The organism is Enterobacter sichuanensis, from assembly GCF_002939185.1.
GTDB lineage: Bacteria > Pseudomonadota > Gammaproteobacteria > Enterobacterales > Enterobacteriaceae > Enterobacter > Enterobacter sichuanensis.
Genome location: NZ_POVL01000018.1, coordinates 21,946 through 47,770 on the forward strand (window position 1 = coordinate 21,946; position 25,825 = coordinate 47,770).

The 25,825-nt window shown below is 56.9% G+C and carries 29 protein-coding genes and 1 pseudogene; 14 read left to right on the forward strand and 16 right to left on the reverse strand.

What is annotated here, in order from left to right; all coding sequences use genetic code 11:
- Positions 1 to 21: 21 nt before the first annotated feature.
- Both C5687_RS10185 and C5687_RS10190 read right to left on the reverse strand, forming a co-directional pair.
- Positions 22 to 231, reverse strand: coding sequence for a helix-turn-helix domain-containing protein (locus C5687_RS10185; protein WP_023109365.1), 210 nt, complete (start codon positions 229 to 231; stop codon positions 22 to 24).
- Between the two features lie 646 nt (positions 232 to 877).
- Positions 878 to 1,615 (reverse strand): hypothetical protein, encoded by a 738-nt coding sequence (locus tag C5687_RS10190; RefSeq protein ID WP_104556881.1) that lies wholly within the window; start codon positions 1,613 to 1,615, stop codon positions 878 to 880.
- Positions 1,616 to 1,744: 129 nt separating this feature from the next.
- Between C5687_RS10190 and C5687_RS10195 the strand changes: the two genes are divergently transcribed.
- Complete coding sequence (locus C5687_RS10195; protein ID WP_104556882.1) at positions 1,745 to 3,319, forward strand: AAA family ATPase; 1,575 nt, start codon at positions 1,745 to 1,747, stop codon at positions 3,317 to 3,319.
- 6 nt (positions 3,320 to 3,325) lie between these two features.
- Here C5687_RS10195 and C5687_RS10200 read toward each other — a convergent pair whose 3' ends face one another.
- The 5 genes from C5687_RS10200 to C5687_RS10220 are packed head-to-tail and all read right to left on the reverse strand — an operon-like array spanning position 3,326 to position 5,795.
- Complete coding sequence (locus C5687_RS10200) at positions 3,326 to 3,595, reverse strand: hypothetical protein (protein ID WP_017936950.1); 270 nt, start codon at positions 3,593 to 3,595, stop codon at positions 3,326 to 3,328.
- On the reverse strand, positions 3,582 to 4,058 hold the full coding sequence (locus C5687_RS10205) for a putative molybdenum carrier protein (protein ID WP_023446985.1): 477 nt from the start codon (positions 4,056 to 4,058) through the stop codon (positions 3,582 to 3,584). Before C5687_RS10205 ends, C5687_RS10200 begins: the two co-directional genes overlap by 14 nt.
- Positions 4,055 to 4,471 (reverse strand): hypothetical protein, encoded by a 417-nt coding sequence (locus C5687_RS10210; RefSeq protein ID WP_104556883.1) that lies wholly within the window; start codon positions 4,469 to 4,471, stop codon positions 4,055 to 4,057. The genes C5687_RS10205 and C5687_RS10210 overlap by 4 nt, the downstream gene beginning before the upstream one ends.
- On the reverse strand, positions 4,468 to 5,073 hold the full coding sequence (locus C5687_RS10215) for a hypothetical protein (RefSeq protein WP_202911292.1): 606 nt from the start codon (positions 5,071 to 5,073) through the stop codon (positions 4,468 to 4,470). The genes C5687_RS10210 and C5687_RS10215 overlap by 4 nt, the downstream gene beginning before the upstream one ends.
- A 56-nt stretch (positions 5,074 to 5,129) precedes the next feature.
- Positions 5,130 to 5,795, reverse strand: a complete 666-nt coding sequence (locus C5687_RS10220; protein ID WP_104452488.1) for a hypothetical protein — start codon at positions 5,793 to 5,795, stop codon at positions 5,130 to 5,132.
- Between the two features lie 143 nt (positions 5,796 to 5,938).
- Here C5687_RS10220 and C5687_RS10225 point away from each other — a divergent pair, with 143 nt between their 5' ends.
- From C5687_RS10225 to C5687_RS10235, 3 genes are all read left to right on the forward strand, one after another.
- Positions 5,939 to 6,178: a helix-turn-helix domain-containing protein gene (locus C5687_RS10225; protein ID WP_104556885.1), complete on the forward strand. Its 240-nt coding sequence runs from the start codon at positions 5,939 to 5,941 to the stop codon at positions 6,176 to 6,178.
- 463 nt (positions 6,179 to 6,641) lie between these two features.
- Positions 6,642 to 6,860, forward strand: coding sequence for an AlpA family phage regulatory protein (locus tag C5687_RS10230; protein ID WP_104556886.1), 219 nt, complete (start codon positions 6,642 to 6,644; stop codon positions 6,858 to 6,860).
- Between the two features lie 104 nt (positions 6,861 to 6,964).
- Positions 6,965 to 7,882, forward strand: a complete 918-nt coding sequence (locus C5687_RS10235; RefSeq protein ID WP_238380472.1) for a replication protein RepA — start codon at positions 6,965 to 6,967, stop codon at positions 7,880 to 7,882.
- 1 nt (position 7,883) lies between these two features.
- Here the strand turns inward: C5687_RS10235 and C5687_RS10240 are convergent, their stop codons facing one another.
- The 4 genes from C5687_RS10240 to pth all read right to left on the reverse strand — a co-directional run bounded on the left by C5687_RS10240 (position 7,884) and on the right by pth (position 11,906).
- On the reverse strand, positions 7,884 to 8,672 hold the full coding sequence (locus C5687_RS10240) for a hypothetical protein (protein WP_104556888.1): 789 nt from the start codon (positions 8,670 to 8,672) through the stop codon (positions 7,884 to 7,886).
- Positions 8,659 to 9,897: a tyrosine-type recombinase/integrase gene (locus C5687_RS10245; protein WP_104455504.1), complete on the reverse strand. Its 1,239-nt coding sequence runs from the start codon at positions 9,895 to 9,897 to the stop codon at positions 8,659 to 8,661. Before C5687_RS10245 ends, C5687_RS10240 begins: the two co-directional genes overlap by 14 nt.
- A 206-nt stretch (positions 9,898 to 10,103) precedes the next feature.
- On the reverse strand, positions 10,104 to 11,195 hold the full coding sequence (gene ychF / locus C5687_RS10250; protein ID WP_020690896.1) for a redox-regulated ATPase YchF: 1,092 nt from the start codon (positions 11,193 to 11,195) through the stop codon (positions 10,104 to 10,106).
- A gap of 126 nt (positions 11,196 to 11,321) precedes the next feature.
- The gene (gene pth, locus C5687_RS10255; RefSeq protein WP_023336005.1) at positions 11,322 to 11,906 is read right to left on the reverse strand and encodes an aminoacyl-tRNA hydrolase; all 585 of its coding nucleotides are present in this window, start codon (positions 11,904 to 11,906) and stop codon (positions 11,322 to 11,324) included.
- Between the two features lie 274 nt (positions 11,907 to 12,180).
- On the opposite strand from pth, the gene ychH reads away from it, so the two are divergent.
- Together ychH and C5687_RS10265 are read left to right on the forward strand one after the other, a co-directional pair.
- A complete protein-coding gene (gene ychH / locus C5687_RS10260; RefSeq protein WP_008499505.1) occupies positions 12,181 to 12,456 on the forward strand; it encodes a stress-induced protein YchH in 276 nt (91 codons plus the stop codon).
- Between the two features lie 121 nt (positions 12,457 to 12,577).
- Positions 12,578 to 13,636: a MerR family transcriptional regulator gene (locus tag C5687_RS10265; protein ID WP_047958858.1), complete on the forward strand. Its 1,059-nt coding sequence runs from the start codon at positions 12,578 to 12,580 to the stop codon at positions 13,634 to 13,636.
- Here C5687_RS10265 and dauA read toward each other — a convergent pair.
- From dauA to lolB, 4 genes are all read right to left on the reverse strand, one after another.
- A complete protein-coding gene (gene dauA, locus C5687_RS10270) occupies positions 13,622 to 15,301 on the reverse strand; it encodes a C4-dicarboxylic acid transporter DauA (RefSeq protein WP_045286259.1) in 1,680 nt (559 codons plus the stop codon). The two genes, C5687_RS10265 and dauA, sit on opposite strands and share 15 nt — an antisense overlap.
- Positions 15,302 to 15,425: 124 nt before the next feature.
- Positions 15,426 to 16,373: a ribose-phosphate diphosphokinase gene (gene prs, locus C5687_RS10275; RefSeq protein ID WP_003856663.1), complete on the reverse strand. Its 948-nt coding sequence runs from the start codon at positions 16,371 to 16,373 to the stop codon at positions 15,426 to 15,428.
- A gap of 125 nt (positions 16,374 to 16,498) precedes the next feature.
- Positions 16,499 to 17,368, reverse strand: a complete 870-nt coding sequence (gene ispE, locus C5687_RS10285) for a 4-(cytidine 5'-diphospho)-2-C-methyl-D-erythritol kinase (protein WP_045286260.1) — start codon at positions 17,366 to 17,368, stop codon at positions 16,499 to 16,501.
- Positions 17,365 to 17,976, reverse strand: a complete 612-nt coding sequence (lolB, locus tag C5687_RS10290; protein ID WP_095441639.1) for a lipoprotein insertase outer membrane protein LolB — start codon at positions 17,974 to 17,976, stop codon at positions 17,365 to 17,367. The genes ispE and lolB overlap by 4 nt, the downstream gene beginning before the upstream one ends.
- A 201-nt stretch (positions 17,977 to 18,177) precedes the next feature.
- Between lolB and hemA the strand changes: the two genes are divergently transcribed.
- The 6 genes and pseudogenes from hemA (at position 18,178) to kdsA (ending at position 23,222) form a co-directional block, all read left to right on the forward strand.
- Positions 18,178 to 19,434 carry a glutamyl-tRNA reductase gene (gene hemA, locus C5687_RS10295; RefSeq protein ID WP_025756524.1) on the forward strand — a complete coding sequence of 419 codons (1,257 nt, stop codon included), beginning with the start codon at positions 18,178 to 18,180 and terminating at the stop codon, positions 19,432 to 19,434.
- Positions 19,435 to 19,475: 41 nt separating this feature from the next.
- Positions 19,476 to 20,558 (forward strand): peptide chain release factor 1, encoded by a 1,083-nt coding sequence (gene prfA / locus C5687_RS10300; protein WP_025756525.1) that lies wholly within the window; start codon positions 19,476 to 19,478, stop codon positions 20,556 to 20,558.
- Entirely contained in the window at positions 20,558 to 21,388 is an 831-nt protein-coding gene (prmC, locus tag C5687_RS10305; protein ID WP_104556889.1) for a peptide chain release factor N(5)-glutamine methyltransferase, read from the forward strand. The genes prfA and prmC overlap by 1 nt, the downstream gene beginning before the upstream one ends.
- Before the next feature lie 8 nt (positions 21,389 to 21,396).
- Positions 21,397 to 21,489, forward strand: a pseudogene (locus C5687_RS25050) (siroheme synthase); the annotation flags it as partial.
- A 32-nt stretch (positions 21,490 to 21,521) separates the two neighbouring features.
- Positions 21,522 to 22,331, forward strand: a complete 810-nt coding sequence (sirB1, locus tag C5687_RS10315; protein ID WP_013096236.1) for an invasion regulator SirB1 — start codon at positions 21,522 to 21,524, stop codon at positions 22,329 to 22,331.
- Between the two features lie 36 nt (positions 22,332 to 22,367).
- Positions 22,368 to 23,222, forward strand: a complete 855-nt coding sequence (gene kdsA / locus C5687_RS10320; protein WP_025756528.1) for a 3-deoxy-8-phosphooctulonate synthase — start codon at positions 22,368 to 22,370, stop codon at positions 23,220 to 23,222.
- A gap of 115 nt (positions 23,223 to 23,337) precedes the next feature.
- Here kdsA and chaA read toward each other — a convergent pair whose 3' ends face one another.
- Complete coding sequence (chaA, locus tag C5687_RS10325; RefSeq protein ID WP_014832275.1) at positions 23,338 to 24,438, reverse strand: sodium-potassium/proton antiporter ChaA; 1,101 nt, start codon at positions 24,436 to 24,438, stop codon at positions 23,338 to 23,340.
- 270 nt (positions 24,439 to 24,708) lie between these two features.
- Here chaA and chaB point away from each other — a divergent pair, with 270 nt between their 5' ends.
- Positions 24,709 to 24,939 carry a putative cation transport regulator ChaB gene (chaB, locus tag C5687_RS10330; protein WP_094916943.1) on the forward strand — a complete coding sequence of 77 codons (231 nt, stop codon included), beginning with the start codon at positions 24,709 to 24,711 and terminating at the stop codon, positions 24,937 to 24,939.
- 177 nt (positions 24,940 to 25,116) lie between these two features.
- Complete coding sequence (locus tag C5687_RS10335) at positions 25,117 to 25,812, forward strand: gamma-glutamylcyclotransferase (protein ID WP_045286265.1); 696 nt, start codon at positions 25,117 to 25,119, stop codon at positions 25,810 to 25,812.
- Positions 25,813 to 25,825: the final 13 nt, after the last annotated feature.

Below are 25,825 nucleotides of genomic sequence, written 5' to 3' on the forward strand. Positions count from 1 at the left end.
GCGGGGGGAATGCCATGGAGCTCATGTATGCCGACTCCCCGGCTCACCGACATCTTCATCTGCGCCGCCTGCACGCACCCATTCATCCACCTCGGAGAGCTGGAACTTCCACAGCCGCCCCACGCGGTGTGCGGGCAGACCCTTGCGCTCGCGCCAGCGGTACACGGTGTCCTTGGCCACGCCCAAGTGCTGGGCGACGTGATCGGCGGTAACCCACGGTTCTGTGCTCATGTCGATGGCGCTCGAAGGTTGCAGTTGAAAGTCGTCTTAAGTCGTTTGGAGTCTATCATTTGAATGCTGCGGAAGCAGCAAGATTGTTCTTGGCTACTGCCCTTGTGAGTTGAATGTGGTAACACGGGGCGCAGTGCCACACTGTCACCACCATGGTGACACGCTGCCACCACAAGGTGACCACATTGTCGCCACCATCCTTGCCACTCTTTCAACACATTGTTCGCACAAGGTTGCCACGTTGTTGCCAACATGCCGCCACACTGTTTACACAGTCGGCCGGCAGCCCGATCTGATCGCACAGATATTTTTTGCTGGTCACAAAGACCCATGCCCCGTTACTCCCCATCACATTTGGGCGCGACATGTATGACGCAGTGTGTTTGATGATACGACGCAATGTTGGAATGTACGTTGTGCGACGTTAGAAAGATCGTTAAGCACACTAGATATAACGTAGTATTATGTTGGTCATTACATCATTTTTTTTGCGCCCCAACACAACGCCATTAGGAAGAACGTAGCGTGACGTTAGAAAGAACGTTGCGCCAGATGGGGAGTAACGGGGCATGTGACCAGCTAAAAGTCATGCGATCAGCGCAGCAGGATTTGGAAACCCGGCGACTGAAAACAGCACATTTTTTGCTTACCCAATTGGCGGCATGTCCGCGTTGGCGCCGCTGCGGAAATAGGCGTCAACCACACGGGCGATGTCAGCAGGCTGGGCTCCTGCGTTGAATGCAAAACGCAGCGCCTGCTCCAGTTGTTGCCAGCCCTGTGATGACGTGACATTGCTGCCAACCGTTTCGGTCAGACGGAACATCAGCCCTTCCAGCAGCTCTTCGTCACCCACGTCCGATGCGGTCTGCTCCGCTAGTGCCAAGAGGACGTTGCGCGCAGATGCCAACGAGTCGATTGGCACCCCGGCCAATGCCGTAGGCGTAGTGATGACACGATCCACCCTGACGACTGTCGCCAGATCAAGGGCCTGATCGACGCCCGGCTCGATCTCCATGCGGATCAGCACATCGCCAGCCAACAGAAAGCGGGTTTTGATAAGCCCGGGCTGCTCATCCTGAAACAACCACACCGGCTGGTTGTTACCCTGCAGCAGGCTTAGCACGAGCCTGCTGTCATCCAGTGCCCCGCGATCCTGCCACTGGTGCAACACGTCGGTACGCAGGCGACCGCCTTCCACACCGAGGTGGTGCAGCAGGCCGACCAGTCGTTTGGCGGAGATCACCTGCTCCTTGCCACGCAGCCAGACCGAGAGGTTGGCAGTACGGATGCCGGTGGCTTCGGCGATCCGCCCCAGCGTTTCCCCGCGCAGTCGTATCAAGGCGGCGGCAAAGCCTGGCAATTGTTCGTTGGTAAGGCTTGGCATGTCGGGCTCTGTGAATTCACTGTAAATCACTATAAGACTTATTGGCCGACAAGACGAGCGTGCGGAGTTTGGCGATTCGCGCAAGCCGCTGTTATAGTAATTTATAGTTAGGCTATTTGGGAGGCCATCATGCGTAAGCCAAAGCAAGCCCGTCCGTTGCGCCTGCGGGAATACGAAGCCGCCATTGCTGCACTCAAGGAGCAGCGCCCCTGGCTTGCCCGGCAGATCGTCGAACCCGCGCCAGGGCATCTGGCCGTGGTGGCACATCTGTTTGCTCAGCTGGAATACCTGCTGCCGCCCACAGTGCTCGCACGCAAGGGCTCACTGTCAGTGAGCTGCAACCGGGATCGCCTGGCCATCCATTACCAGCCGCCGCGACACCACAGCGAACGTGCAGCGGCCGTGCTCGATCTGATTGCCCAGACCAAGCATCTTTCGCAGCAACAATGCCCGGTTTGCGGTGCGCAGGTTGTCGGGGACGGCATACGTCCGCAACGCTGCCCGCAACACGACGGCATCCAAGGATTGTTTGCCGAAGAAGTGCGCCGCAGCCGCCAGCTCATCGTCGAACAGGGGGTACAGCAGGTGGTGCACGATCTGGGCAAGGTGACGACCGAAGATGTACGCGCCGCCATGGCTGTTGAGGATGAGCCCGTCCCGAGTGAAGCCAAACCGGAGCAGGTTCAGGAGCAGCCGACAGAAACCGCTAAATCAATGCCCTTGCCGAGCATCGTCTTTCTCGATGAAGCCGGGCTGGAGGCGTTCGTGGATCGCCACCGACCAAAAGGCGACGACAAGTTCAAGCGCGCACAGGCGATGGCAGAGCGGATCAAGCGGGCGGGCCATGGCAGCCGCCAACTGGGCCTGCTACCCCCGGACTGGAAAGCCCTGCTGGATGAGTTCGCGCAGGCTTTCCCAAACTTCCATGAACTGGCCGAGCTGCTGCGTGATCACTTCGCCTTGTCTAGTCTGGGCGATGGCCGCGTGTCCTGGCCTGCCGTGTTGCTGGTCGGCCCGGCGGGCATTGGTAAAACCGAGGCGGCACGCTGGCTGGCCGATCAGCTCGTGCTGCCGTTTCGGGTCTTCGATATGGCGAGCACGCAATCGAGTTCGCCGCTCGCAGGTTCCGAATCGTTCTGGAGCAATTCCGAGCCAGGCCAGCTTTTCGAGCTGCTGGCCTACCAGCCGCTGGCCAACCCGGTGGTGGTGCTCGATGAGCTGGATAAGGCCAGCAACGGGCGACCGCAATACGATCCGCTGGCGGCGCTCTATACCTTGCTGGAACCGCGCAGTGCGCGGAATTTCATCGACCTGTCGATCCGTGATTTCTCCATCGACGCCAGTCATGTCAATTGGATGGCGACCGCGAATGAGCTGGAAGCGATTCCAGGGCCGCTGCGCTCACGGCTGACAGTGCTGCACATTCAACCGCCCAAGCCGGAGCAGGTCAGAAGCATTGCGCAGTCGATCTACAACCGGCTCCGCGACGAGTCCAGCTGGGACACAGCTTTTGCCGATCGACTGGGTGATGATGTCCTGTCCCGTCTGCAAGCCTTGCCGCCGCGCAGTGTGCGTCTGGTTCTGCAGCGGGCCTTGGGCTCGGCAGCTCGTGATGGCCGGGGTGTTGTCCAAGTGCAAGACATCAGGCCGCCGGTCGAGATCAACCGCCGTGGCGTTGGCTTTGTCAGCGAGGGCTGGAATTGAGGTTGCTCAGCGTTGTCCGGATAGCCAGGCCGCACCGGCGGCCAGTGCATCGGCCTCGCTGGGGTAAGTGGTCGATGGGCCGCTGATGATGCAGGGCTTGGTTTCGCCGTCGCCTTCCACCGTCCACAGCTCCCAGGTTCCGTCATTTTTCCAGCTAGGGATGGCGGTGTAGGGTTTGTCTTTCAGCGCAGCCAGCGCGGCATCCACTTCGGGACGGATCTGCAACTCACCCGAGTAGATATAGGGTGTCGCGCAACGGGCATCAGATCGGCTCATGTTCCTTGCTCCAAAAAAGCTCCAGTAGTGCGCTCGCCTGCAGGTAGATACCGGGGTTGCGTGCTTCACTCGGGCCAGCAATGTTGAGAATAGCGACGGGATGGCTAAGCAACCAGTCTTGCCATGCCGCCAACAGCTCTTCTGCAGGGTCATGCAAATCGCACAGCAGTAGCGGCTTGCCGTGTCCCGTCGCCAGATCGCGAGTGAGCAGGCTGCCACCTTCGATCCTGTCCCGGTAAATGATCAGTGTGGCATCAGCGTCCAGCACATTGCGTTTGGTGCGCTGGCGATAACCGCTGGATTCGGTCTCCATCAACTGGTAGCGAGCATCCAGTACGCCATCAGCGGCCCGTCGGCCTGCCGGGCACCAGCCGCCGTGCGGAATCTGCCGGGCAATGGCGAAATCCAGCGCAGCCCGGTCTACGCCGGTCTGGCCGCCGGAGAGGATGCGCTGAATGCTCACCCTTGCTCCGTTGCGGCGACCGTGCAAGTCACTTGAACCTCTGCGCTGGGCTGATCTGCCGAGAGCTGGCCGATGCGCCCGCGCTGGCTGGCAAGCTTCAGTTGCTTGCGCACCTGTTCCAGGCTGCGCTTTTCGATCACTGCGGTATAGCTCGCACCCAATTCACCATCCGGGTCGATGAACAGCTCGATACGCGTCACCGGCAACCCGAACACTGTGAAGCTGCGTGCCGGTGTCAGCGCCCAACTACCGGGAGCATTGGGTGCAATGCCGTCCAGCACGTGTATTGGCAAGGCTTGACGGCATTCCACGGCGGCAGCAATGGCCGGCTCGATCCGCAACCAGTGGTCGGGGTCTGGGGCAGTGCCATCTATCAGCACCACCGGCATAGCGGCCAGCAGCAGTGCGTTCATCCCTTGATATTCCTGATCCAGAAGCGGCGGTCATCGACCGTGAAGTTGGGGTCGTAGCCGACCAGTGTAAGCAGCGAGCCGACATAGTAAAGGCCGAACTGATTCATCAGCCAGCGCTCCATCGCCGGGTCGCTTGGCAGCTTACTGTACGGTGGGATTGGCCCGTCACTGCGAACCTGGCCGCTGGTTTTGCCGGAGATGGAAAAGCTCTTCCAGGTCAGCACGAAATTATTCGACTGTTTCGGCAGCTCCGGCGCGCAAAGCGACAGATTGCTGAAGCGCTCGGGGCGCTTGGCGTCGTGCCAGAGCACTGCGTCAAAGCGAATGCAATCACTGGCTTTGAGCGTGAGGCTACGGGTCAGGGTCATCTGATCAGCCGGAATTTGCAGATTGCTGATCACCACCTTGGGCCACTCCGGGGCGCGACCGTCGGTAGACAGATTCTGGCGCAAGGCGTTATGCAGTGGAGTGCCCAGCAAGCTGTTGCGGTTTGCAGCGCTTGCGGGCGTAGCCGCTTGCGACAGACTGGCCCCAATGGATTGTCCCAGTCCGTTCAGGGAGCCCAGCGCTCCCTGCATGTCAGTTGTGGCACAACCCGTCAATACAAAAGGCAGAAGCAATAAGCTCCGGTAGTGTTTCATCGCAGTTCCTCGCGAGGTTATCCGTTGAAGATGGTATTGAGCCGGGCGCACCAGGTTTCCGCCGCCCGACGGCTCATGGGAAAACTGAGTACTGGTCGTTGCGGATCGGCGGTTTGCAGCTCGATGGCGAAGTCTTTGGCGCGTACCGTGCGCTCGAAGGTCGGCACGCTCATGCCGCTGGCGTTGACCTGACGGCTACCGCCGTTCATCTCCATGCTCTCGACCTCGCGCCAGGTCATCCGCCAACCAAGCAGCCAGGAGAAGTCGTGCAGTTTGTATGCGTCATTAACCACATCACAGGCCGCGATCTTGCGATTCTGAGAGTCAAAAACAAGGAATGCCGGTGCGGGATAACCCAGGAGATGTCCAGCATCGAATGACAGGCCCTGCTGGCCGTTGATCCTGGCGACAAGGGCCTGGCAGCGGGCCTGCAAGCGCGCGAGAAAGCGGAAGGACAGCGTGAAGATCGCCAGCGAAATCAGTAGATACAGCGCCCATTCGCTGGTCATCAAGGCCCACCAACTTGGCCTCCCCCACAGAGAGCCAGCTGGCCCCATGTTGGATAGCCCAGCCTGCACGATGATGAGCACAAACACCGCCGCCATCAGCCCAGCTATTCCCGCCACCGGAACTGCCAGCCCCGCCGCCGCGCCCATCCCCGCAGACTTCCAGACGCTTGCCATACGTCATTCCCTCCATTTTGCTACTCATAGAGGTCATTTTATGGCACATGCATTCAATTGTCACTCATAGTACGGGTACTTATCGGGCGTAGCCCTATAGAGGTGGTACTTATAGAGTCATTTCTCTTTAAGAAGAGAAAAATATGGCCCTTGATCCCCGACTACGCTTCGGCCTGAAGCTGATAGAAATCAGAAAGACCAGAGGGTGGTCGCAAGAACGCCTGGCACTGGAAAGTGGCTTGGCACGCAGCTATCTGGGGGGTGTTGAGCGTGGGCAGCGCAACATCGCATTGCTCAACATTTTCAAGCTGGCCGAGGCGCTGGGGGTGGAGCCTTCAGTGCTGATGGAGGCACCGGCGGCTGGACAGGAACCTGCACCCTAACATCGTAGCGTTACGATGCCAGATAGTTGTCTCCTCAGGCCACATGGTGTAGCACCGTGAGTGCGTGGAGGTGGAGTCGTCTTGCCAATCGCTGACTGCAGGTGGTTGATGCGTCCCAGATTCCGGTTTTTCCACAGAATGCAAGGCTTTTATAGGCTACTCATTTAAAGGAAAAGTACTAAAGGCAAGAACTACAGGTTTTGGGGGGTGCCGATTCAGCATGATGCTGGGTTCCGATTCGGCACGCTTTCTGGGGGCTTGGGGTTCCGATTCGGCACACAGCAGGGGTGCCGAATCGGCATGAATAAGTGCGTTATCCACAGGCATATCTGGCTCCTTGCACACAGCCCTTACGGCGCGGCTAGGTTGTCGTGCAGGCACTCTTCAAAACTCGTTCTCTCTGATTTGCGCCTCGCGCCACTACTGTCGCCTCATTGGTTATTCAGGTTCAGTGAGGAGCACGATGGACGATCAGCAAGGGCAAGAGGTTGCCATTCTTCGCAGACTGCAGGTTGAAAAGAGAACCGGCCTTACCAAATCAGGCATCTATTTCCTGATCAGAGAGGGTGATTTTCCTCGCCCAGTACGGTTGGGGAAGCGGGCTGTCGGGTGGATTGAGTCGGAGATCACGACTTGGCTTCGCGAGAAGACCAGCCACCGCTCGATTGTCGTTCGGGGTTGAGTTGTTTCCGCATGCCGAACCCATCCTCCAACAGTGCCCGCCTTGCGCTGGCAGAGCTACGACGGATCGTTGATCCTAGCCCCAGTGGTCAAGCAGCGAGGAGTGTGCCTTCTGCTCGCAGCAAGGAGTGCGTCCTCTCGATTCGTGACCGCAAGCTGCTTGACTCTGCCGCCGACATTGCTCTCGGCTCAACGTCTGAGAACGCGGTGTTCATGCATACTGTTCTCTGCCAGGTTGGCTTGCCGCGCCGCGCTGTTGATGGCACTTCATTTGAGCGACGATCAGGAGGAGCATCGCTGCTTGTCAAGGCCGGAGAACTGTGGGATGGGAAACAGTTTGTGCAGCAGCCGGTTCCGTATGGCACAAAGCCTCGACTCATACTTGCCTATTTGAACACATACGCAGTACGCCACCGGACAAGAGACATTGAGGTTGGAAACAGCGCCTCTGCATTTCTCAAGATGCTTGGCATTCAACCGAATGGCGGCAAACGCGGGAGCTATACCGAGTTCAAGAAGCAGATGAAGGCGCTGGCTGCATGCACCTTAACCATTGGATTCAATACAGGGACTACAGCCTCCACGGTTAGGGGGCAGCCAGTCAAAGAGTTTCATGCGTGGCTATCGAATGATGACCAACAGCACAATTTGTGGCCCGGAAGGATCGTATTATCGGAAGATTACTTTGATACGCTCGTAACTGAGCAACACGCCGTGCCCATAGATATCCGCGCTCTTCACGCGCTGTCCGGCTCTGCGCTGGCGATGGATATCTATGTAATGCTCGCAGAAAGGCTGCACAGAATCTCAGGAGGCAAACCCGTGAGGTTGAATTGGGCAAATTTGCGCGAGCAGTTCGGGCAGGAGTATGCGACTGACACCAATGGAAAGAAAAACTTCAAGACGAAGTTTTTGAAGGCGCTTGTTTCTGTTCAGGCCGTCTACCCCAAGGCGAAAATCAGTCAGGTTAGGGGCGGGATTCAATTGTTTTCTTCGCCGCCTCCGATCCCCAAACTGGTATAAATTATGTCTGCCCAAGGCCGATTTCCAGTTCTGGGTAGCGCTTTCTCAGGGCGGCGTATGAAGCCATCAACCTCGTATGCTCACGCTGCTCAATTGCTTCCAGTGCAGAGAAGAAGCTCTGCTTGGCTGCATCGAGCAAGGCAAAGCTCTCGCCAGCCGACAAAACCTCACAGAAAGCTTCCCAGGCGTTGATCTGCGACCAAAGTGGCATCAAGACCATTTCATGTCTTAGCAAGGCCCTGACGAGTTGTCGGCCACGATTCTGCTCGTCATTGATTCTTGCTGCGTCTTCAAGTGCCTTTTGAATGAGTATCGCAGACCAGCGCTTTACTATTTCCCGCAATAATCCAAAGCTCATGGCTCGGCCATCATGGGGCAGTGCCTTCATCAACGGTCGATTTGGCTCGGAGGGGGGCGGCATTGGTGGCGCGGCTTCCGTCGGTGGCAGCGGCGGAGCCTGAATGCCGAAAGCATCTTCTACCGGTCTTGGAGGGATGGTGTCTTTCTTTCCATGTCTTCCGTACCATGTTCGCCACAGCCTTTTCTCCGTGACGCTGCGATGTCGGTGAGCCACGTAAGCGCGCCATTCTGCACCTGCGTGGTCGCTCCCTAGCAACATTCGCTCCAGTTCATACTGAGAAGTTCCCGCCATCGAATTCTCGATATGTCGAAGAACTTCGGCAACCAGCGCTCCGGGTACGCTTTTGTGCAGTCGGCTACGGCCTTCGTTCAATAGGGCCTGCCCATAGCGCAAGCCCTCAAGGAACCGCGCGTCGTCATTTCCCATCATCGTCTGCGCTCTTGATGTCATCAGCAGCTCTCAGATAATCGGCCCATGCCTGCATGATCTCGCGCCGCTCATTCAGCAGCAGGGCCTTGTTGTAAGTAGCTCGCACCTTGTTGCTTTCGACGTGGGCGAGCTGGCGTTCAATGGCATCTGGCCTGAACCCCTGTTCATTGGCCCACGTCGAGAAAGTGGTACGCCAGCAGTGAGGTGTTGTGCGCTCTCCGAGCTTCATGTCACGCATGGCGTAAGTGAGCCTATTCGGCGTCGTGAACCCTTCCCCGCTGCGATGAGGGAAGAGGTAGCGTCCAGCCCCTGTGATTGGTCGCAGTGTTTCCAGCAGTTCCAAAGCCTGCTCTGACAGCGGTGACACATGGTCGCGGCGTGCTTTCATCTTGGCCGCAGGCCGTCGCCAGAGCTTCGCCTCGATGTCGAACTCGCTCCACTCGGCATCGGCAGCTTCTCCGGGGCGACAGGCTGTGAATGCGATCAGGCGCAGGCATATAGCGGTCTCGGGATAGCCGCGATAGGCGCGAAGAGCGCGGTAGAAGGCGCGGATTTGATCAGCGGTCAGTACGGCTTTGCTTTTGCTGACCGGAATTTTCAGCAGGCCGCGAAGTCCCGGAATCGGGTTGGAATCGACCAATCCGCGGATAACCGCATACTGGAAAATAGCCGATAGGTCGCCTTTGACGTGGATGCCTGCCCACGCCCCGTGGTCTTCGCACGCTTCTAAGATCGGGCGGATTTCCTTGGGACCGATCTCGGTGATCGGGAGCGTGTCGAGCTTGGGGGACAGGTACTTTCTGATCCGTGATTCCTTCGACCGATAGGAGCCGGGGGTGTAGTCGGGCTTCACCTTGGCCAGATAGGCTGCTGACACCTTGGCGAAGGACAACTCCTGAGCCAGTGCCTCTGCATGCTTTCGCGCTGCTGCGGCTTTGATGTTCCGCTGCCGTTCATCTTTCCGGTGCTGAGAGGGATTGATTCCTTGCTTGACGAGTTCGCGGGCTGCATCTCGGGCCGCTCTGGCTTCAGCAAGGCTTACTTCGGGGTAGGAGCCAATGGCAAAAAGGTTCTCTTTCCCGTCGAGTCGGAACTTCCAGCGCCAGAGCTTGCTACCCGTCTTTTCGACGGAGAGAAAAAGCCCGCCGCCATCGCCGAGTTTGTATCGGTTGGCTGCGGGCTTGGCTGTCCTGATCTTGGCGTCAGAGAGAAGGTCTTTGGGCATCTGGGTATCCTGCTAGCGAGTGGGATACCCCCACTCATAACATCACATACCCCGAATCCTACCCCATGTTTTTCTGGAATTCCATGAACTCTACTGAACCACCATGAGCAATATGGCATTTCTCAATCCCTTGTGCAGCCTGGGAAAATCATGGGCTGCGGCTTGTTGATTGTTCACCATGGTTCAGTGAGGTTTAGGCGGATAAGTCAGACGTTGAACAGGAAGTTCATCACATCGCCATCTTTAACGATGTATTCTTTCCCTTCCGCACGCATCTTGCCGGCTTCCTTCGCGCCTTGCTCACCCTTGTAGGTGATGAAATCTTCAAACGCGATGGTCTGCGCACGAATAAAGCCTTTCTCGAAGTCGGTGTGGATTTTACCCGCAGCCTGAGGCGCAGTTGCACCCACTGGAATGGTCCAGGCACGCACTTCTTTCACGCCAGCGGTGAAGTAGGTCTGCAGGTTGAGCAGGGCATAACCAGCACGGATAACGCGATTCAGCCCGGGCTCTTCCAGGCCCAGTTCTGCCATAAACTCATCACGCTCTTCGTCATCCAGTTCGGCGATATCGGCTTCTACTGCGGCACAAACCGGAACCACGACAGAACCTTCTTTCTCGGCGATAGCACGCACCTGATCGAGGTACGGGTTATTTTCAAAACCGTCTTCGTTCACGTTGGCAATGTACATGGTTGGCTTCAGCGTCAGGAAGCTCAGGTAGCGGATGAGCTCTTTCTCGTCTTTGCTCAGATCCAGAGAACGCAGCATGCCCGCGTTTTCCAGCTGTGGCAGACATTTTTCCAGCACCGCCAACTCGGCTTTGGCATCTTTATCGCCACCTTTGGCTTTCTTGGAGATACGGTGGATCGCACGCTCGCAGGTATCAAGATCCGACAGCGCCAGCTCGGTGTTGATGACATCAATATCTTCAGCCGGGTTTACTTTACCCGCTACGTGAATGATGTTGTCGTTCTCGAAGCAGCGTACAACGTGGCCGATCGCTTCGGTCTCACGGATGTTGGTCAGGAACTGGTTACCCAGGCCTTCACCTTTGGATGCGCCTTTTACCAGGCCCGCGATGTCCACGAACTCCATGGTGGTCGGCAGAATACGCTGCGGCTTCACGATTTCCGCGAGCTGATCCAGGCGCGGGTCAGGCATTGGCACCACGCCAGTGTTAGGTTCGATGGTACAGAACGGGAAGTTCGCCGCTTCGATACCCGCTTTGGTAAGCGCGTTAAACAGGGTGGATTTGCCCACGTTTGGCAGACCGACGATACCGCATTTGAATCCCATTTCTAAATCACCTTAATATCTTGATAATCAATCCGTTAACGATAACCGATTGATGAAAAGTAAATAACTACGCCTATTATACACGTAACCCGCATCACGCGCGGTAAAAAAGCCGTACTGGATGGATTATTGCGCTTTAAAAGCGTGCAAGCGGTTTGTCGCTTTGGTTAAGCCATCTTTCAGCCAGATTTCGGTGCAGCGCGCCGCTTCGTCTACCGCCTCGTCTATCAGTTTCTGCTCTGAAACCGGGGGCTTACCTAGCACAAAACCGACAACTTTGTTTTTATCGCCCGGATGGCCGATTCCCACGCGTAAACGGTGGAAATTAGGGTTATTGCCCAGCTTGCTGATGATGTCTTTCAGACCGTTGTGGCCGCCGTGCCCGCCGCCCAGCTTGAATTTCGCTACGCCTGGCGGAAGATCCAGCTCATCGTGGGCCACCAGAATCTCATCCGGATTAATACGATAAAACGTTGCCATCGCTGCCACCGCTTTACCACTCAGGTTCATAAAGGTGGTGGGCACCAGTAAGCGAACATCCGCGCCTGCGAGGTTGATACGTGAGGTATACCCGAAGAATTTAGGTTCTTCACGCAGGGGTGCACGTAACCGCTCGGCCAGCAGATCGACGTACCATGCTCCGGCATTGTGGCGGGTGGCCGCATACTCTGCGCCGGGGTTGGCGAGGCCGACAATCAGTTTAATCGTCACGATTCAATTCCTAATGGGTTCCAGATCTGGCGCGTAGTTTACTGTCTGGCGCGCCGCTTGACAAAATTCTGCGATCGTCTCAGCGAAATACGAATAATTTCTTATTTGAACAATTAGAATTTCAAGCTGTTCAAAGCCTTATTTGTAAACTTTTGTTTGGGAGTTATCTGTAATTGTGATCATTCACGCAACTCATAAAAGGGGCGTTGTCTATACTTTACACACAAGGATTAGGGGCTTTTCCCCTGACAACCCAAAGTTCCGGAGGTGACATATGAAACGCAAAAACGCTTCGCTACTCGGTAACGTGCTGATGGGTTTGGGGCTGTTTGTGATGGTTGTCGGCGTAGGTTATTCAATATTAAACCAGTTGCCGCAGCTTGATCTCCCGCAATACTTCGCGCATGGCGCGGTTCTGAGCATCTTCCTCGGTGCGGTATTGTGGCTCGCCGGGGCACGCGTGAGCGGCCATGAGGAAGTGTGCGATAAATACTGGTGGGTGCGCCACTACGATAAACGCTGCCGTCGCGACCAGCATAAGCACAGCTAGTACCAGGACGAAAGAATACCGAAACGACTCCCCAGGGAGTCGTTTTTTTTTGCATCAAGGGTTGACCCTCACGTAACGTAAGGCACCAGAGTGGCGGCACTGGCAAAGAAAAGGAGCAGTTATGTTGATTCAGGTGGGTGAGCTGGCGAAGCGGGCCGGCATCACCGTGCGAACATTGCATCACTATGAACAAACAGGAGTGTTGCTGCCTTCTGCCAGAAGCGCGGCAGGTTACCGGCTTTATAACCTGGCGGATGTCCAGCGTCTGCACATGATTCAGGCGCTGGCAAAAGCGGGGCTGGAACTTGCTGAAATCAGGGATTTTCTGGAACAAAAGTCGCTGTCGTTAACGGAGCTCCTCGATGCGCAAATCAGCCTGCTGGATAAGCAGCTGCGCAGCATACACACGCTGCGTGACAGGCTGGTGGATTTGCGTACCGGGCTTACCGCCGATGAGACGCCCGATCTGGAATCCTGGCTACAGACTCTGGAGTTAATGAATATGTACGATCGCTGGTTTACGAAAGAAGAGTTACAGCAGCTGCCGTTTGCGCTGCAGAAGGATGCGCTGGCAGCTATCTGGTCGGGGCTGGTTGCAGAGGTCAATACCCTGCTGGAGCAGCACGTACCCGTTACAGACCCGCGGGCGAGGGATCTGGCCACGCGCTGGATGGAACGCCTGGAGCAGGACACGGCAGGCAAGCCAGAGTTTCTGACCCGGCTGAACGAGATGCACAGCGCAGAACCGCAGATGCAGGCGCAAACCGGCATCACGCCGGAGATGACCGACTATATTACGCGGGCGTTTGCCGAGTCGAAGCTCATTATCTGGGAGAACTATCTCTCTGCCGAAGAGATGGCGTTTACCCGGGCACATTACTTTGACCGCATGATGGAGTGGCCGCCGCTGGTGGCGAAACTGCATCAGGCGCAGCAGGAAAACCTCGACCCCGCCTCTGACGATGCGCAAAAGCTTGCCGAAAACTGGCTGGCGCTGTTCCAGTCGTACGCGGGCACGAACCCGGAGACGCAGCAAAAGTTTCGCGTGGCCATGCAGCAGGAGCCGCATCTGATGAAGGGAACATGGATGACGCCTGCCGTGCTTGAATGGCTCCAGCAGGCGATTGGGGTGATGATGCAGAGACGCTTCTCTGCATCAGGGGGCTCACAGATCCGCTAACGCGGCATCACGATTAGGGTAGAAGGCAAGGCGGCCAGGGATCGGCTGCACCCCCGCCCGCGCCATGGTGCGCAGAGGCTGGAACTCAAGATTACTTACCCGCAGTTCACATCCTTCCGGCAGACGTTTCACAAAACGCTGGAAGGCGTCCAGCCCGCCCGCATCCAGCACCGGCACGGCATCCCATTTCAGGACCACTATCCGCTTGCCCGCAATGCGGGACTCCAGATCGCTGAACAGACCTTCTGCCGCGGCGAAGAACAACGGACCAATCACGCGCAGAACCAGCACATCATCTGGCACCTCCACGTTAACCGGGGAGAGGCGCGTCATCTGCGCAATACGGCGCATAAACAGCAGGGAAGCGAGCACGATCCCGACGCTGATGGCGATGACCATATCGAACAGCACGGTCAGCGACATGCAGATCAGCATGACGATGATGTCGTCTTTCGGGGCGCGACGCAGCAGGTTTACCACCTTATGCGCCTCACTCATGTTCCAGGCCACCATCAGCAGCAGGGCGGCCATGGCGGAAAGCGGCAGCCAGGAAAGCAGCGGAGCGAGGATCAGCAGGGCTAAGATCACCAGCACAGAGTGGATGACCGCTGAAACCGGCGAGGTGGCCCCGGCGCGCACGTTGGCCGCAGAACGGGCGATGGCCGCCGTGGCCGTAATGCCGCCAAAGAACGGTGCGATGAGGTTGCCTAGCCCCTGGCCGACCAGCTCGCTATTGGCTTTGTGCTTGGTGCCGGTCATGCCGTCGAGCACAACGGCGCAGAGCAGGGATTCAATCGCCCCGAGCATTGCCATGGAGAAGGCCGCCGGAAGCAGGGCGCGCAGGGAATCCCAGCTTAAGGTAAAGCTGGAGCCGGGCATGTCCCACGGCAGCACCAGCTGCGGTAACAGTTGCGGTATGCCGCTACCCTGTGAACCGTCCGCCAGAACATAGTGGAACTGCGAGCCAATGGTGGCGACATGGCCGCCGAACATATTCACGACAGCCATCACCGCGCAGCCCAGCAGCAGCGCGGGCAGATGGCCCGGCAGACGAATACCCAGACGAGGCCAGACGATCAGCGTCCCCAGCGTCACAATCCCGATGGCGGCGTCGCCCAGGTTGGCAGTTGGCAGCGCCATAAACAGCGCGCCCACTTTTTGCAGGTAGTGTTCCGGAACGTGCGCCATCTGCAGGCCAAGGAAATCCTTGATTTGCATCGTTCCGATGGTGATACCGATCCCGGAGGTGAACCCCAGCGTAACGGAAAGGGGAATGTACTCTATCAGGCGGCCAAAGCGGGCCAGGCCAAACAGAATTAAAAAGAGCCCGGACATCAGGGTGGCGACAAGCAGGCCTGCCAGACCAAACTGCTGTGAAACAGGGTAGAGGATCACCACAAAAGCGGCAGTCGGGCCGGAAACGCTGAAACGTGAACCGCCGGTCAGAGCAATGACGATCCCTGCCACGGCTGAGGTGTACAGACCGTACTGCGGCGCAACGCCGCTACCAATCGCCAGCGCCATCGCCAGCGGGATGGCGATAATGCCGACGGTGATCCCGGCAATCAGGTCACGCACAAAGCGTGATGAGGTGTACTTCTCTTTCCAGCAGGCGTCGATGAGGGCGCGAAAGGGCAGAACATGTGAGGAAGTTACGTTTTTCACAATTATCTATCATCCGTATGCGCATCATCTGTCATGTGAATGGCAGGTGAAGGAGGCATTAATCATACAAATAAAACCCAGAGACAAAAAAACCCGCCGCAGCGGGTTTTTTGGCCGTGTCCGATTAGTGTTCGAACATTGCAGAGATGGATTCTTCGTTGCTGATACGACGAATCGCTTCGGCCAGCATCCCGGACAGGGTCAGGGTACGCACGTTTGGCAGTGCCTTGATCTCGTCGCTCAGTGGGATGGTATCGCATACCACCACTTCGTCAATAACGGAGTTGCGCAGGTTGTTCACTGCATTGCCGGAGAAGATCGGATGGGTCGCGTAAGCGAACACGCGCTTGGCACCACGCTCTTTCAGCGCTTCAGCAGCTTTACACAGCGTACCGCCGGTATCGATCATGTCGTCAACCAGTACGCAGTCACGGCCAGCCACGTCACCGATGATGTGCATCACCTGAGAAACGTTAGCGCGCGGACGGCGTTTGTCGATGATCGCCATGTCGGTATCGTTCAGCAGCTTAGCGATAGCACGAGCGCGTACCACGCCGCCGATGTCCGGAGAAACCACGATTGGGTTGTCCAGGTTCAGCTGCAGCATGTCTTCCAGCAGAATTGGGCTGCCGAATACGTTATCAACCGGGACGTCGAAGAAGCCCTGGATCTGCTCTGCGTGCAGGTCAACGGTCAGTACGCGGTCAACGCCAACGCTGGACAGGAAGTCAGCGACAACTTTAGCGGTGATTGGCACACGCGCAGAACGAACGCGACGGTCCTGACGGGCATAGCCGAAGTAAGGGATTACAGCAGTGATACGGCCTGCTGAAGCACGACGCAGGGCGTCGACCATAACAACCAGTTCCATCAGGTTGTCGTTTGTTGGAGCACAGGTGGACTGGATGATGAAAATATCACCACCGCGTACATTTTCGTTGATTTGTACGCTGACTTCGCCGTCGCTAAAGCGACCTACGGCGGCGTCGCCGAGGGAAGTGTACAGGCGGTTGGCAATACGTTGTGCTAGTTCCGGGGTGGCGTTACCAGCAAAAAGCTTCATATCAGGCACGAGAAGAACCTCAGGCATGCGTCCAGTGGTGGATAGCGTTCGCCGTAAACTGTGCGGGCCAGGCAAAGGCTATCCAGGCGGTGTATTAAAGAGCGCGATGCAACGTCTGGAACAGGGTGACGTTGTCACCGAAACTCAGTCTGCGCCAGAATGGCGTGCTGTAGGGGGGAGGTGTTCATCCCGCGCGCTACAAAACCATGCAGCCAAACCGGCGCTTGCTCAAGCACCTGACGAGCGGCGGATTCGGTGTCAAATTCAGCAAAGACACAGGCCCCTGTACCAGTCAGGCGCGACGGCGCGTATTCTAACAGCCAGGAAAGCACCGCATCAACCTCGCGAAAACGTTTTCTTGCGATATCCTCGCAATCGTTGCTGAATTCACAATTTAATAACGTTTCTATTGACCGCACCGGGGTATTTCTTTTCAGGTCAGGATCTTTAAAGATGACCGGGGTCGGAATACTCACCCCCGGGTGGGCAACCAGGTACCATTTTTCCGGCGGTTCAACCGGAGAGAGGATCTCACCCACGCCCTCGGCAAACGCCGCATGCCCGCGCACAAACACCGGGACATCTGCGCCCAGCGTCAAACCTAAGGCCGCCAGTTCGTCCTGCGACAGTCCGCAACCCCAGAGATGGTTCAGCGCAACCAGCACGGTGGCAGCGTTAGAGGAGCCTCCGCCCAGCCCGCCGCCCATTGGCAGACGCTTCTCGATACGGATGTCCGCACCGCTACCCGCCGCCAGGCGACCGGATTGCGCCGCGGCGTTCATCAGCAGACGCGCAGCGCGCACAATCAGGTTGTCCTCATGTGCCACGCCGTCGACCGGCGTCAGGAGGCAAATTTGTCCGTCCTGGCGCAGTTCAATGGAGATCGTGTCCCCATAGTCAATGAACTGAAACAGCGTCTGCAGGGTGTGATACCCGTCAGCGCGCTGGCCGGTAATGTATAAAAACAGGTTCAGTTTTGCCGGAGAGGGCCAGTGGGTCATCATTTAACGATCCAGTTATCCATCTTCAGCTTGATGCGCTGGCTGCCCTGAGTCAGCTCCATGTTGGATGGCAGCGCCGGTTTACTCTTACTGTCATAGTCGTTGTACACCACTTTCCAGGTTTTGCCGTTCTGGGTGTAACTGATCTGGCTCAGACGGTATTGATCGTCAAGCGTGTAGTCGGTCGCCTCACCCGGCAGGCCAAGGATCCACTGGCGCAGGCTGTTGAGCGGAATAGGCATTCCCGTCAGCTTGCCAATCATCTCTTCGGCATCGGTCGCGGTGTAGTGCTGGCCTTTGTTATCGGTGATCTGCGCTTCGCCCGGTTTTGCAATAAGCTCCAGTTCGGTACTGCCCAGCGGGTTCAGCAGCAGAAGGCGATAGTTGTCCTGGCCGGTCTGCTGCCAGAAGAAGCGCGCATAAACTTTTTGCTCGTCAGAGAGATAAGCGAAGGCGCCGCGGGTCTGGTACTGGCTCAAATTACGGACATCCTGCTGGTGCTGACGCCACTGCGGTGAATCAGGGCTTTTGCCCGGGCCTTTTGGTTGGGTGACGGTACATGCGGTCAGAACCAGTGCCGCCAGCGGCAGCAGGCGAATCAGTCGGGTCATAATGAGGACAAATCCTTGAGATACGTTGCAGTTATAACTGTTAATGCTAGCGTTGATGGTCCCCACCGTCTACGTTCAAATTATCTCAAAGCGTTGTGTAACCTATTACTCCGAAAGGGGGCAGTCCCTTTTATTGATCTCGCGCATCCTGTATGATGCGTTCTGCTAACCTTATTAACGCTGGTACTACTCCCGCTCAACATGACCCTATTAGCACTCGGTATCAACCACAAAACAGCCCCGGTTTCGCTGCGAGAACGCGTTACGTTTTCGCCGGATACGCTTGACCTGGCGCTGGACAGCCTGCTTGCCCAGCCGATGGTGCAGGGTGGCGTGGTGCTCTCGACGTGCAACCGTACCGAGCTCTATTTAAGCGTGGAAGAGCAGGATAACCTGCACGAAGCGCTGATCCGCTGGTTATGCGACTACCACAACCTCAATGAAGACGAGCTGCGCAACAGCCTGTACTGGCATCAGGATAACGACGCCGTCAGCCATCTGATGCGCGTCGCCAGCGGGCTGGATTCGCTGGTGCTGGGCGAGCCGCAAATTCTGGGTCAGGTGAAAAAAGCCTTTGCGGATTCGCAAAAAGGGCATCTGAAGGCCAGCGAGCTGGAACGCATGTTCCAGAAGTCATTCTCCGTGGCAAAGCGTGTGCGAACCGAAACCGACATTGGTGCCAGTGCGGTTTCTGTTGCTTTCGCGGCCTGCACCCTTGCACGCCAAATCTTTGAATCCCTGTCAACCGTCACCGTGATGCTGGTGGGCGCGGGCGAAACCATCGAACTTGTGGCGCGCCATCTGCGCGAGCATAAAGTGAAAAAGATGATTATCGCTAACCGTACCCGCGAACGTGCGCAGGTGCTGGCGGATGAAGTGGGGGCAGAGGTGGTTGCCCTGAGCGACATCGATGAGCGCCTGAAAGAGGCGGATATTATTATCAGCTCGACCGCCAGCCCGCTGCCGATCATCGGTAAAGGGATGGTGGAGCGCGCGCTCAAATCCCGTCGTAATCAGCCGATGCTGCTGGTGGATATCGCCGTTCCGCGCGATGTGGAGCCAGAAGTCGGCAAGCTGGCTAACGCCTACCTTTACAGCGTGGATGACCTGCAAAGCATCATTTCGCATAACCTCGCTCAGCGTAAAGCGGCGGCGGTGCAGGCGGAAACCATTGTCGAGCAGGAAACCAGTGAGTTTATGGCCTGGCTGCGCGCGCAAAGCGTCAGCGAGACCATCCGCGAGTACCGCGGACAGGCGGAGCAGGTGCGTGATGACCTGACTGCCAAAGCGTTAGCGGCTCTTGACCAGGGCGGCGACGCACACGCGATTATGCAGGATCTGGCATGGAAACTGACCAACCGCCTGATCCATGCACCAACCAAATCTCTTCAGCAGGCTGCCCGTGACGGGGATGATGAACGCCTGACTATTCTGCGCAACAGCCTCGGGCTGGAATAGCGCCCTATACCCATTTTCTAAGACAAGGTGCACTTACGCCTATGAAGCCTTCTATCGTCGCTAAACTGGAAGCTCTGCACGAGCGCCATGAAGAAGTCCAGGCGCTGCTCGGCGATGCCGGGACCATTGCGGACCAGGAACGTTTTCGCGCGCTCTCACGTGAATACGCGCAGTTAAGTGATGTTTCTAAATGCTATACCGACTGGCGACAGGTTCAGGAAGATATCGAAACGGCGCAGATGATGCTCGACGATCCTGAAATGCGCGAGATGGCGCAGGAAGAGTTGCAGGATGCGAAAGCGCGTTCTGAAGAGATGGAGCAGCAGCTTCAGGTGCTTCTGCTGCCGAAAGATCCGGACGATGAGCGTAACGCCTTTGTAGAGGTCCGCGCCGGTACCGGCGGTGACGAAGCGGCCCTGTTTGCCGGGGACCTGTTCCGCATGTACAGCCGCTACGCCGAGTCACGCCGCTGGCGCGTGGAGATCATGAGCGCCAACGAAGGCGAACACGGTGGCTACAAAGAGGTTATCGCCAAGATCAGCGGCGACGGCGTGTACGGTCGTCTCAAGTTTGAATCTGGCGGTCACCGCGTACAGCGCGTGCCGGCTACCGAATCTCAGGGTCGCATTCATACCTCCGCCTGTACGGTGGCGGTGATGCCGGAGCTGCCGGAAGCGGAACTGCCCGACATCAACCCGGCCGATCTGCGCATCGACACCTTCCGCTCCTCCGGGGCGGGCGGTCAGCACGTTAACACCACCGACTCCGCCATCCGTATTACCCACCTGCCAACCGGCATTGTGGTGGAGTGCCAGGACGAACGTTCCCAGCACAAAAACAAAGCCAAAGCGCTTTCCGTGCTGGGGGCGCGTATTCACGCGGCAGAAATGGCGAAACGCCAGCAGGCGGAAGCGTCAACCCGTCGTAATCTGCTGGGTAGCGGCGATCGCAGTGACCGCAACCGCACCTACAACTTCCCGCAGGGTCGCGTGACGGACCACCGCATTAACCTGACGCTCTACCGTCTGGACGAGGTGATGGAAGGGAAACTGGACATGCTGATTGAGCCAATCGTGCAGGAATACCAGGCCGACCAGCTGGCGGCGCTGTCCGAGCAGGAATAATGGATTTTCAGCACTGGTTACGCCATGCCTCCGGTGAGCTTTCCGGGGGTGAAAGCCCGAAGCGTGATGCCGAAATTTTGCTTGAGTACGTGACGGGCAAAGCTCGCACGTATCTGCTGGCGTTCGGTGAAACCGAACTGACCGCTGATCAGGAAGCGCAGCTCGCCGCGCTGCTTGCCCGCCGTAAAACCGGTGAGCCGGTGGCGCATCTCGTCGGAGAGCGTGAGTTCTGGTCGTTACCCTTGTTCGTCTCTGCGGCGACGCTGATCCCGCGTCCTGACACCGAGTGTCTGGTGGAGCAGGCACTGGTGCGTTTACCCGCAGAGGCCTGCCGCATTCTCGATCTCGGTACGGGGACCGGGGCCATCGCCCTGGCGCTCGCCAGCGAACGGCCCGATTGCGCGGTCACGGCGGTGGATGTGATGCCCGACGCGGTAGCGCTGGCGCAGCGTAACGTGGAACGTCTTGCCCTGGCTAACGTGACCGTGCTGCAAAGCAGCTGGTTTAGCGCGCTGGAGAAGCAGACGTTCGGGATGATTGTCAGTAACCCGCCCTATATCGACGAGCATGACCCGCACCTCTCGCAGGGGGATGTGCGCTTCGAACCGCTGTCGGCGCTGGTTGCCGCCAGGGAGGGATTAGCCGATCTCGATCACATTGTGACAACGTCACGACAGCATTTACTTCCCGGTGGCTGGCTGCTGGTGGAGCATGGCTGGACGCAGGGGGATGCCGTGCGGGCGCTGTTTACACAGGCAGGCTACTCGGCGGTTGAAACCTGCCGCGACTACGGCGGTAATGAGCGTCTGACGCTGGGGCAATGGGCATGAAGCCTGGCTATCTGCCATTTACTGATAAAGGCGCAGGGCTGACTGAAAAGCCGTTTGGCGTTATCATTGACATCGTTTTGGGTTTTATCGCGTCTGGACGTCATTGTACGCGCAGTCGTTACTGGGGTAAGTCATGAGGTCCTTAGCCGATTTCGAATTTAATAAAGTGCCGCTCTGCGATGGCATGATCCTGATTTCGGAGATGATTCGCGACGATTTTACGTCGCAGTATGTCTACGATGAACTGGAGAGTCTGGTCAGCCTGGCGCGCGAAGAGATCAATCAGGCGCGTCCGCAGGACTGGCAGCTGGAGAAGCTGCTTGAGCTTTTCTACGGCGAATGGGGTTTCTGCGACACGCGGGGCGTGTATCGCCTGTCTGACGCATTATGGCTGGACCAGGTGTTAAAAAATCGTCAGGGCAGCGCGGTCGCGCTGGGCTCTATTTTGCTGTGGATCGCGCACCGTCTGGATATTCCACTGGTGCCGGTCATTTTCCCGACGCAGATGATCCTGCGTGCCGAGTGGCTGGACGGTGAGATGTGGCTGATTAATCCGTTTAACGGCGACACGCTGGACGAACATACGCTGGACGTCTGGCTGAAAGGCAATATCAGCCCGGTGGCCGAGCTCTTTAATGAAGATCTCGACGAAGCCGACAACGCCGAAGTTATTCGTAAGCTGCTGGATACGCTGAAATCGGCGCTGATGGAAGAGCGTCAGATGGAGCTGGCCCTGCGTGCCAGCGAAGTTTTGCTGCAGTTTAATCCGGAAGATCCGTACGAAATTCGCGACCGCGGGCTTATTTATGCCCAGCTCGACTGCGAGCACGTGGCGCTGAACGATTTAAGCTATTTCGTCGAACAATGTCCGGAAGATCCGATCAGCGAAATGATTCGGGCGCAGATCAACGCGATCTCGCACAAACAAATTACACTGCATTAATCTTAATTCCGATTCACACCTGAATAAGGCGATCCTATGAAACAAAAAGTGGTTAGCATTGGTGATATCAACGTGGCAAACGACCTGCCGTTCGTGCTGTTTGGCGGTATGAACGTGCTGGAATCCCGCGATCTCGCCATGCGTATCTGCGAGCACTACGTGACCGTGACCCAGAAGCTGGGCATCCCGTACGTGTTTAAGGCCTCTTTTGACAAAGCCAACCGCTCCTCAATTCGCTCTTACCGTGGCCCGGGCCTGGAAGAGGGGATGAAAATTTTCCAGGAGCTGAAACAGACGTTTGGCGTGAAAGTGATCACCGACGTGCATGAAGCTTCTCAGGCGCAGCCAGTGGCTGATGTGGTAGACGTGATTCAGCTTCCGGCGTTTCTGGCTCGCCAGACTGACCTGGTGGAAGCGATGGCGAAAACCGGTGCGGTCATTAACGTGAAAAAACCGCAGTTCGTGAGCCCGGGCCAGATGGGCAACATCGTCGATAAATTTATCGAAGGTGGCAACGACAAAGTCATCCTGTGCGACCGTGGCGCTAACTTCGGCTACGACAACCTGGTGGTGGACATGCTGGGCTTCAGCGTGATGAAGAACGTCTCTAACCAGTCGCCGGTGATCTTCGACGTAACCCACGCGCTGCAGTGCCGCGACCCGTTTGGCGCGGCGTCGGGTGGCCGTCGTGCGCAGGTGACCGAGCTGGCGCGTGCCGGGATGGCGACCGGCCTGGCGGGTCTGTTCATTGAAGCGCACCCGGATCCTGATAACGCGAAATGCGACGGTCCTTCCGCGCTGCCGCTGGATAAACTGGAGCCGTTCCTGAAGCAGATCAAAGCGATTGACGATCTGGTGAAAAGCTTCGACGAGCTGGATACCAGCAAATAATAAAAAAACCCGCTTCGGCGGGTTTTTTTATGGGGCATATTGCCGGGTGGCGCTGCGCTTACCCGGCCTACAGAACCCGTAGGCCCTGCAAGCGAAGCGCCGCTGGGCAAAAAGGCTACGCAAAAATCGTCATCAGATACGCAACAAACAAAGCCATATGCGCTGCCCCGTTCAGCACATTGGTGCGTCCGGTGGAGAACGAAATCTGGCACAGCAGCAATGATGCCACCATCACAATCATCTCCGGCGCGCCCAGCGCAAACTGCAGTTCGTTGCCGGTCATAAAGGCAATCAGCGTCACTACCGGTACGGTGAGTGAAATGGTCGCCAGTACCGAGCCGAAGAACAGGTTCATCGCGCGCTGCACCTGATTGTTCAGCACCGCTTTCAGCGCCCCCAGCCCTTCAGGGGACAGAATCAACAGCGCCACCAGGAAACCGGTAAACGCCACTGGCGCGTTCAGCTCGGTCAGCAGTGTCTCCAGCGGGTTGGCATTCATCTTGGTGACGGCAATCACCGCAATCAGATGTACGATCAGCCAAACCGTATGCCACGCGCTGCTGTGGGCCGACGGCTTACCGTGGTGCGGGTCATCGTCGTCGCTGTCATCTTCATGCTCATACACAAACAGGCTCTGGTGCGTTTTGGTCTGAATCAGCAGAAACACGCCGTACATGGCTGCGGAAATGAGCGCGACCAACAACGCCTGACCGGTAGAAAAATTGGCGCCCGGCAGCGCCATCGGGAAGACCAGCACAATAATCGCCAGCGGGAAGAGCGCAATCAAATACTGTTTAATGCCGAACAGGTTCATATACTGGGTCGCGAATTTGCGTCCGCCCAGTAACAGAGAGAAGCCCACCAGACCACCCGTGACAATCATGATGATCGAATAGAGCGTGTCGCGCATCAGCGTCGGCGCGGCGTCACCGGTCGCCATGAGTGCGGAAATCAGACTGACTTCAAGAATAACAACGGAAAGGCTGAGAATTAACGATCCGTAAGGCTCACCCAGACGGTGGGCTAATACGTCCGCATGGCGAACGACGCTAAATGCGCTGGTTAAGATACCGACCAGGGCCAAAATATTGATACCAACCACCACTGGCAGTGACTGACTGCTTCCCCAGAAGAGCAGCACAGCCAGTGCCAGAACCGGGAAAATGAGTGACGTCTCCTTGTGGCGGGTCTTCACCGCCTCGTGTGCTGCTGTCATGTGCTTCTCCATCAATGCAGGTGCTTGTCATTATAGATAGATTTTTGAGGCCGTTACATTAACAGTTCTCTGTTAAATACCCTTTATTTTTTACTCAAATTTACCCTTTGTGATGATATTGCATCATGATGCGCATAATGCGTTATCTTTATTTTATATTCCTTAAATAACAGTAGATTATCATTATAATTTACGCATAAATTATTCCTGACTGGCACCATGGCGTATCGTCGTCCACACTTATCTCTTTAAGCAAAAGAGAGGTTAATGATGCCCTATAAAACGAAACGCGAATTACCGGATAACGTACAAAACGTACTCCCCGATCACGCGCAGGAGATCTACAAAGAGGCGTTTAACAGCGCCTGGGATCAATACAAAGATAAGGACGATCGCCGGGATGATGCCAGCCGTGAAGAGACGGCGCACAAAGTCGCCTGGGCCGCAGTCAAACATGATTATGAGAAAGGAGACGATGATAAATGGCATAAAAAGAAATAGCCGTGAAATCATTCGCTGCCTTCATTTTGACTTTTCAGGCGGTTGAACTGCTGTTGTATTGCAACGGGTCCGCTAATTGCTTATCGTTATTTTACCGCTGGTAAAATGACCAGCACATAATGCCGGGAAGGCGAATTACAGATGTCGCAAGGAAGCATGCAGTGGCGGAGGTGTAAAGTGTTAACGCGTGATTTCTTAATGAAGGCAGATTGTAAGACGGCATTTGGTGCTATTGAGGAATCGCTTCTCTGGTCAGCTGAACAACGTGCGGCGTCGCTCGCTGCCACGCTTGCCTGCCGCCCGGATGATGGCCCGGTATGGATTTTTGGCTACGGTTCACTGATGTGGAACCCGGCTCTGGAATTTGTCGAATCGGCGACGGGTACGCTCCCCGGATGGCATCGCGCATTTTGCCTGCGATTAACCGCCGGACGCGGCAGCGCGTGTCAGCCGGGACGCATGCTTGCACTGAAAGAGGGCGGTCGCACCACGGGAGTGGCCTATCGTCTTCCTGATGCCACGCTGGAAGAGGAGCTGACGCTGCTCTGGAAGCGTGAGATGATCACCGGTTGTTATATGCCGAGCTGGTGCAAGCTGGACCTCGACGACGGACGCACCGTCAATGCGCTGGTCTTTATTATGGATCCGCGTCATCCGCTGTACGAAGCGGACACCCGCACGCAGGTGATTGCGCCGTTAATTGCCGCCGCCAGCGGGCCGCTGGGCACCAACGCGCAGTATCTCTTCTCCCTCGATCAGGAACTGACCCGCCTCGGCATGAAGGACGACTGTCTGAATGAGCTGGTGGTGAAGGTGAAGGCGCTGCTGGAAGGAAATGCGGTCAACAGCACGCTGCGACCGGGCTTTGCCTGATAATACGCCCGGC

Excerpts from the sequence above, each read along its gene's own strand:
- C5687_RS10185 (WP_023109365.1), bottom strand. The coding sequence starts at position 231 with ATGAGCACAGAACCGTGGGTTACCGCCGATCACGTCGCCCAGCACTTG.
- C5687_RS10240 (WP_104556888.1), bottom strand. The coding sequence starts at position 8,672 with ATGATGGGAAATGACGACGCGCGGTTCCTTGAGGGCTTGCGCTATGGG.
- ispE (WP_045286260.1), bottom strand. The coding sequence starts at position 17,368 with ATGATGACCCACTGGCCCTCTCCGGCAAAACTGAACCTGTTTTTATAC.
- C5687_RS10230 (WP_104556886.1), top strand. The coding sequence starts at position 6,642 with ATGGACGATCAGCAAGGGCAAGAGGTTGCCATTCTTCGCAGACTGCAG.
- C5687_RS10210 (WP_104556883.1), bottom strand. The coding sequence starts at position 4,471 with ATGAACGCACTGCTGCTGGCCGCTATGCCGGTGGTGCTGATAGATGGC.
- C5687_RS10195 (WP_104556882.1), top strand. The coding sequence starts at position 1,745 with ATGCGTAAGCCAAAGCAAGCCCGTCCGTTGCGCCTGCGGGAATACGAA.
- C5687_RS10225 (WP_104556885.1), top strand. The coding sequence starts at position 5,939 with ATGGCCCTTGATCCCCGACTACGCTTCGGCCTGAAGCTGATAGAAATC.
- lolB (WP_095441639.1), bottom strand. The coding sequence starts at position 17,976 with ATGACCCGACTGATTCGCCTGCTGCCGCTGGCGGCACTGGTTCTGACC.
- prmC (WP_104556889.1), top strand. The coding sequence starts at position 20,558 with ATGGATTTTCAGCACTGGTTACGCCATGCCTCCGGTGAGCTTTCCGGG.
- chaB (WP_094916943.1), top strand. The coding sequence starts at position 24,709 with ATGCCCTATAAAACGAAACGCGAATTACCGGATAACGTACAAAACGTA.
- ychF (WP_020690896.1), bottom strand. The coding sequence starts at position 11,195 with ATGGGATTCAAATGCGGTATCGTCGGTCTGCCAAACGTGGGCAAATCC.
- sirB1 (WP_013096236.1), top strand. The coding sequence starts at position 21,522 with ATGAGGTCCTTAGCCGATTTCGAATTTAATAAAGTGCCGCTCTGCGAT.
- C5687_RS10200 (WP_017936950.1), bottom strand. The coding sequence starts at position 3,595 with ATGAGCCGATCTGATGCCCGTTGCGCGACACCCTATATCTACTCGGGT.
- prfA (WP_025756525.1), top strand. The coding sequence starts at position 19,476 with ATGAAGCCTTCTATCGTCGCTAAACTGGAAGCTCTGCACGAGCGCCAT.
- chaA (WP_014832275.1), bottom strand. The coding sequence starts at position 24,438 with ATGACAGCAGCACACGAGGCGGTGAAGACCCGCCACAAGGAGACGTCA.
- hemA (WP_025756524.1), top strand. The coding sequence starts at position 18,178 with ATGACCCTATTAGCACTCGGTATCAACCACAAAACAGCCCCGGTTTCG.
- C5687_RS10245 (WP_104455504.1), bottom strand. The coding sequence starts at position 9,897 with ATGCCCAAAGACCTTCTCTCTGACGCCAAGATCAGGACAGCCAAGCCC.
- C5687_RS10220 (WP_104452488.1), bottom strand. The coding sequence starts at position 5,795 with ATGGCAAGCGTCTGGAAGTCTGCGGGGATGGGCGCGGCGGCGGGGCTG.
- ychH (WP_008499505.1), top strand. The coding sequence starts at position 12,181 with ATGAAACGCAAAAACGCTTCGCTACTCGGTAACGTGCTGATGGGTTTG.
- C5687_RS10190 (WP_104556881.1), bottom strand. The coding sequence starts at position 1,615 with ATGCCAAGCCTTACCAACGAACAATTGCCAGGCTTTGCCGCCGCCTTG.
- kdsA (WP_025756528.1), top strand. The coding sequence starts at position 22,368 with ATGAAACAAAAAGTGGTTAGCATTGGTGATATCAACGTGGCAAACGAC.
- C5687_RS10265 (WP_047958858.1), top strand. The coding sequence starts at position 12,578 with ATGTTGATTCAGGTGGGTGAGCTGGCGAAGCGGGCCGGCATCACCGTG.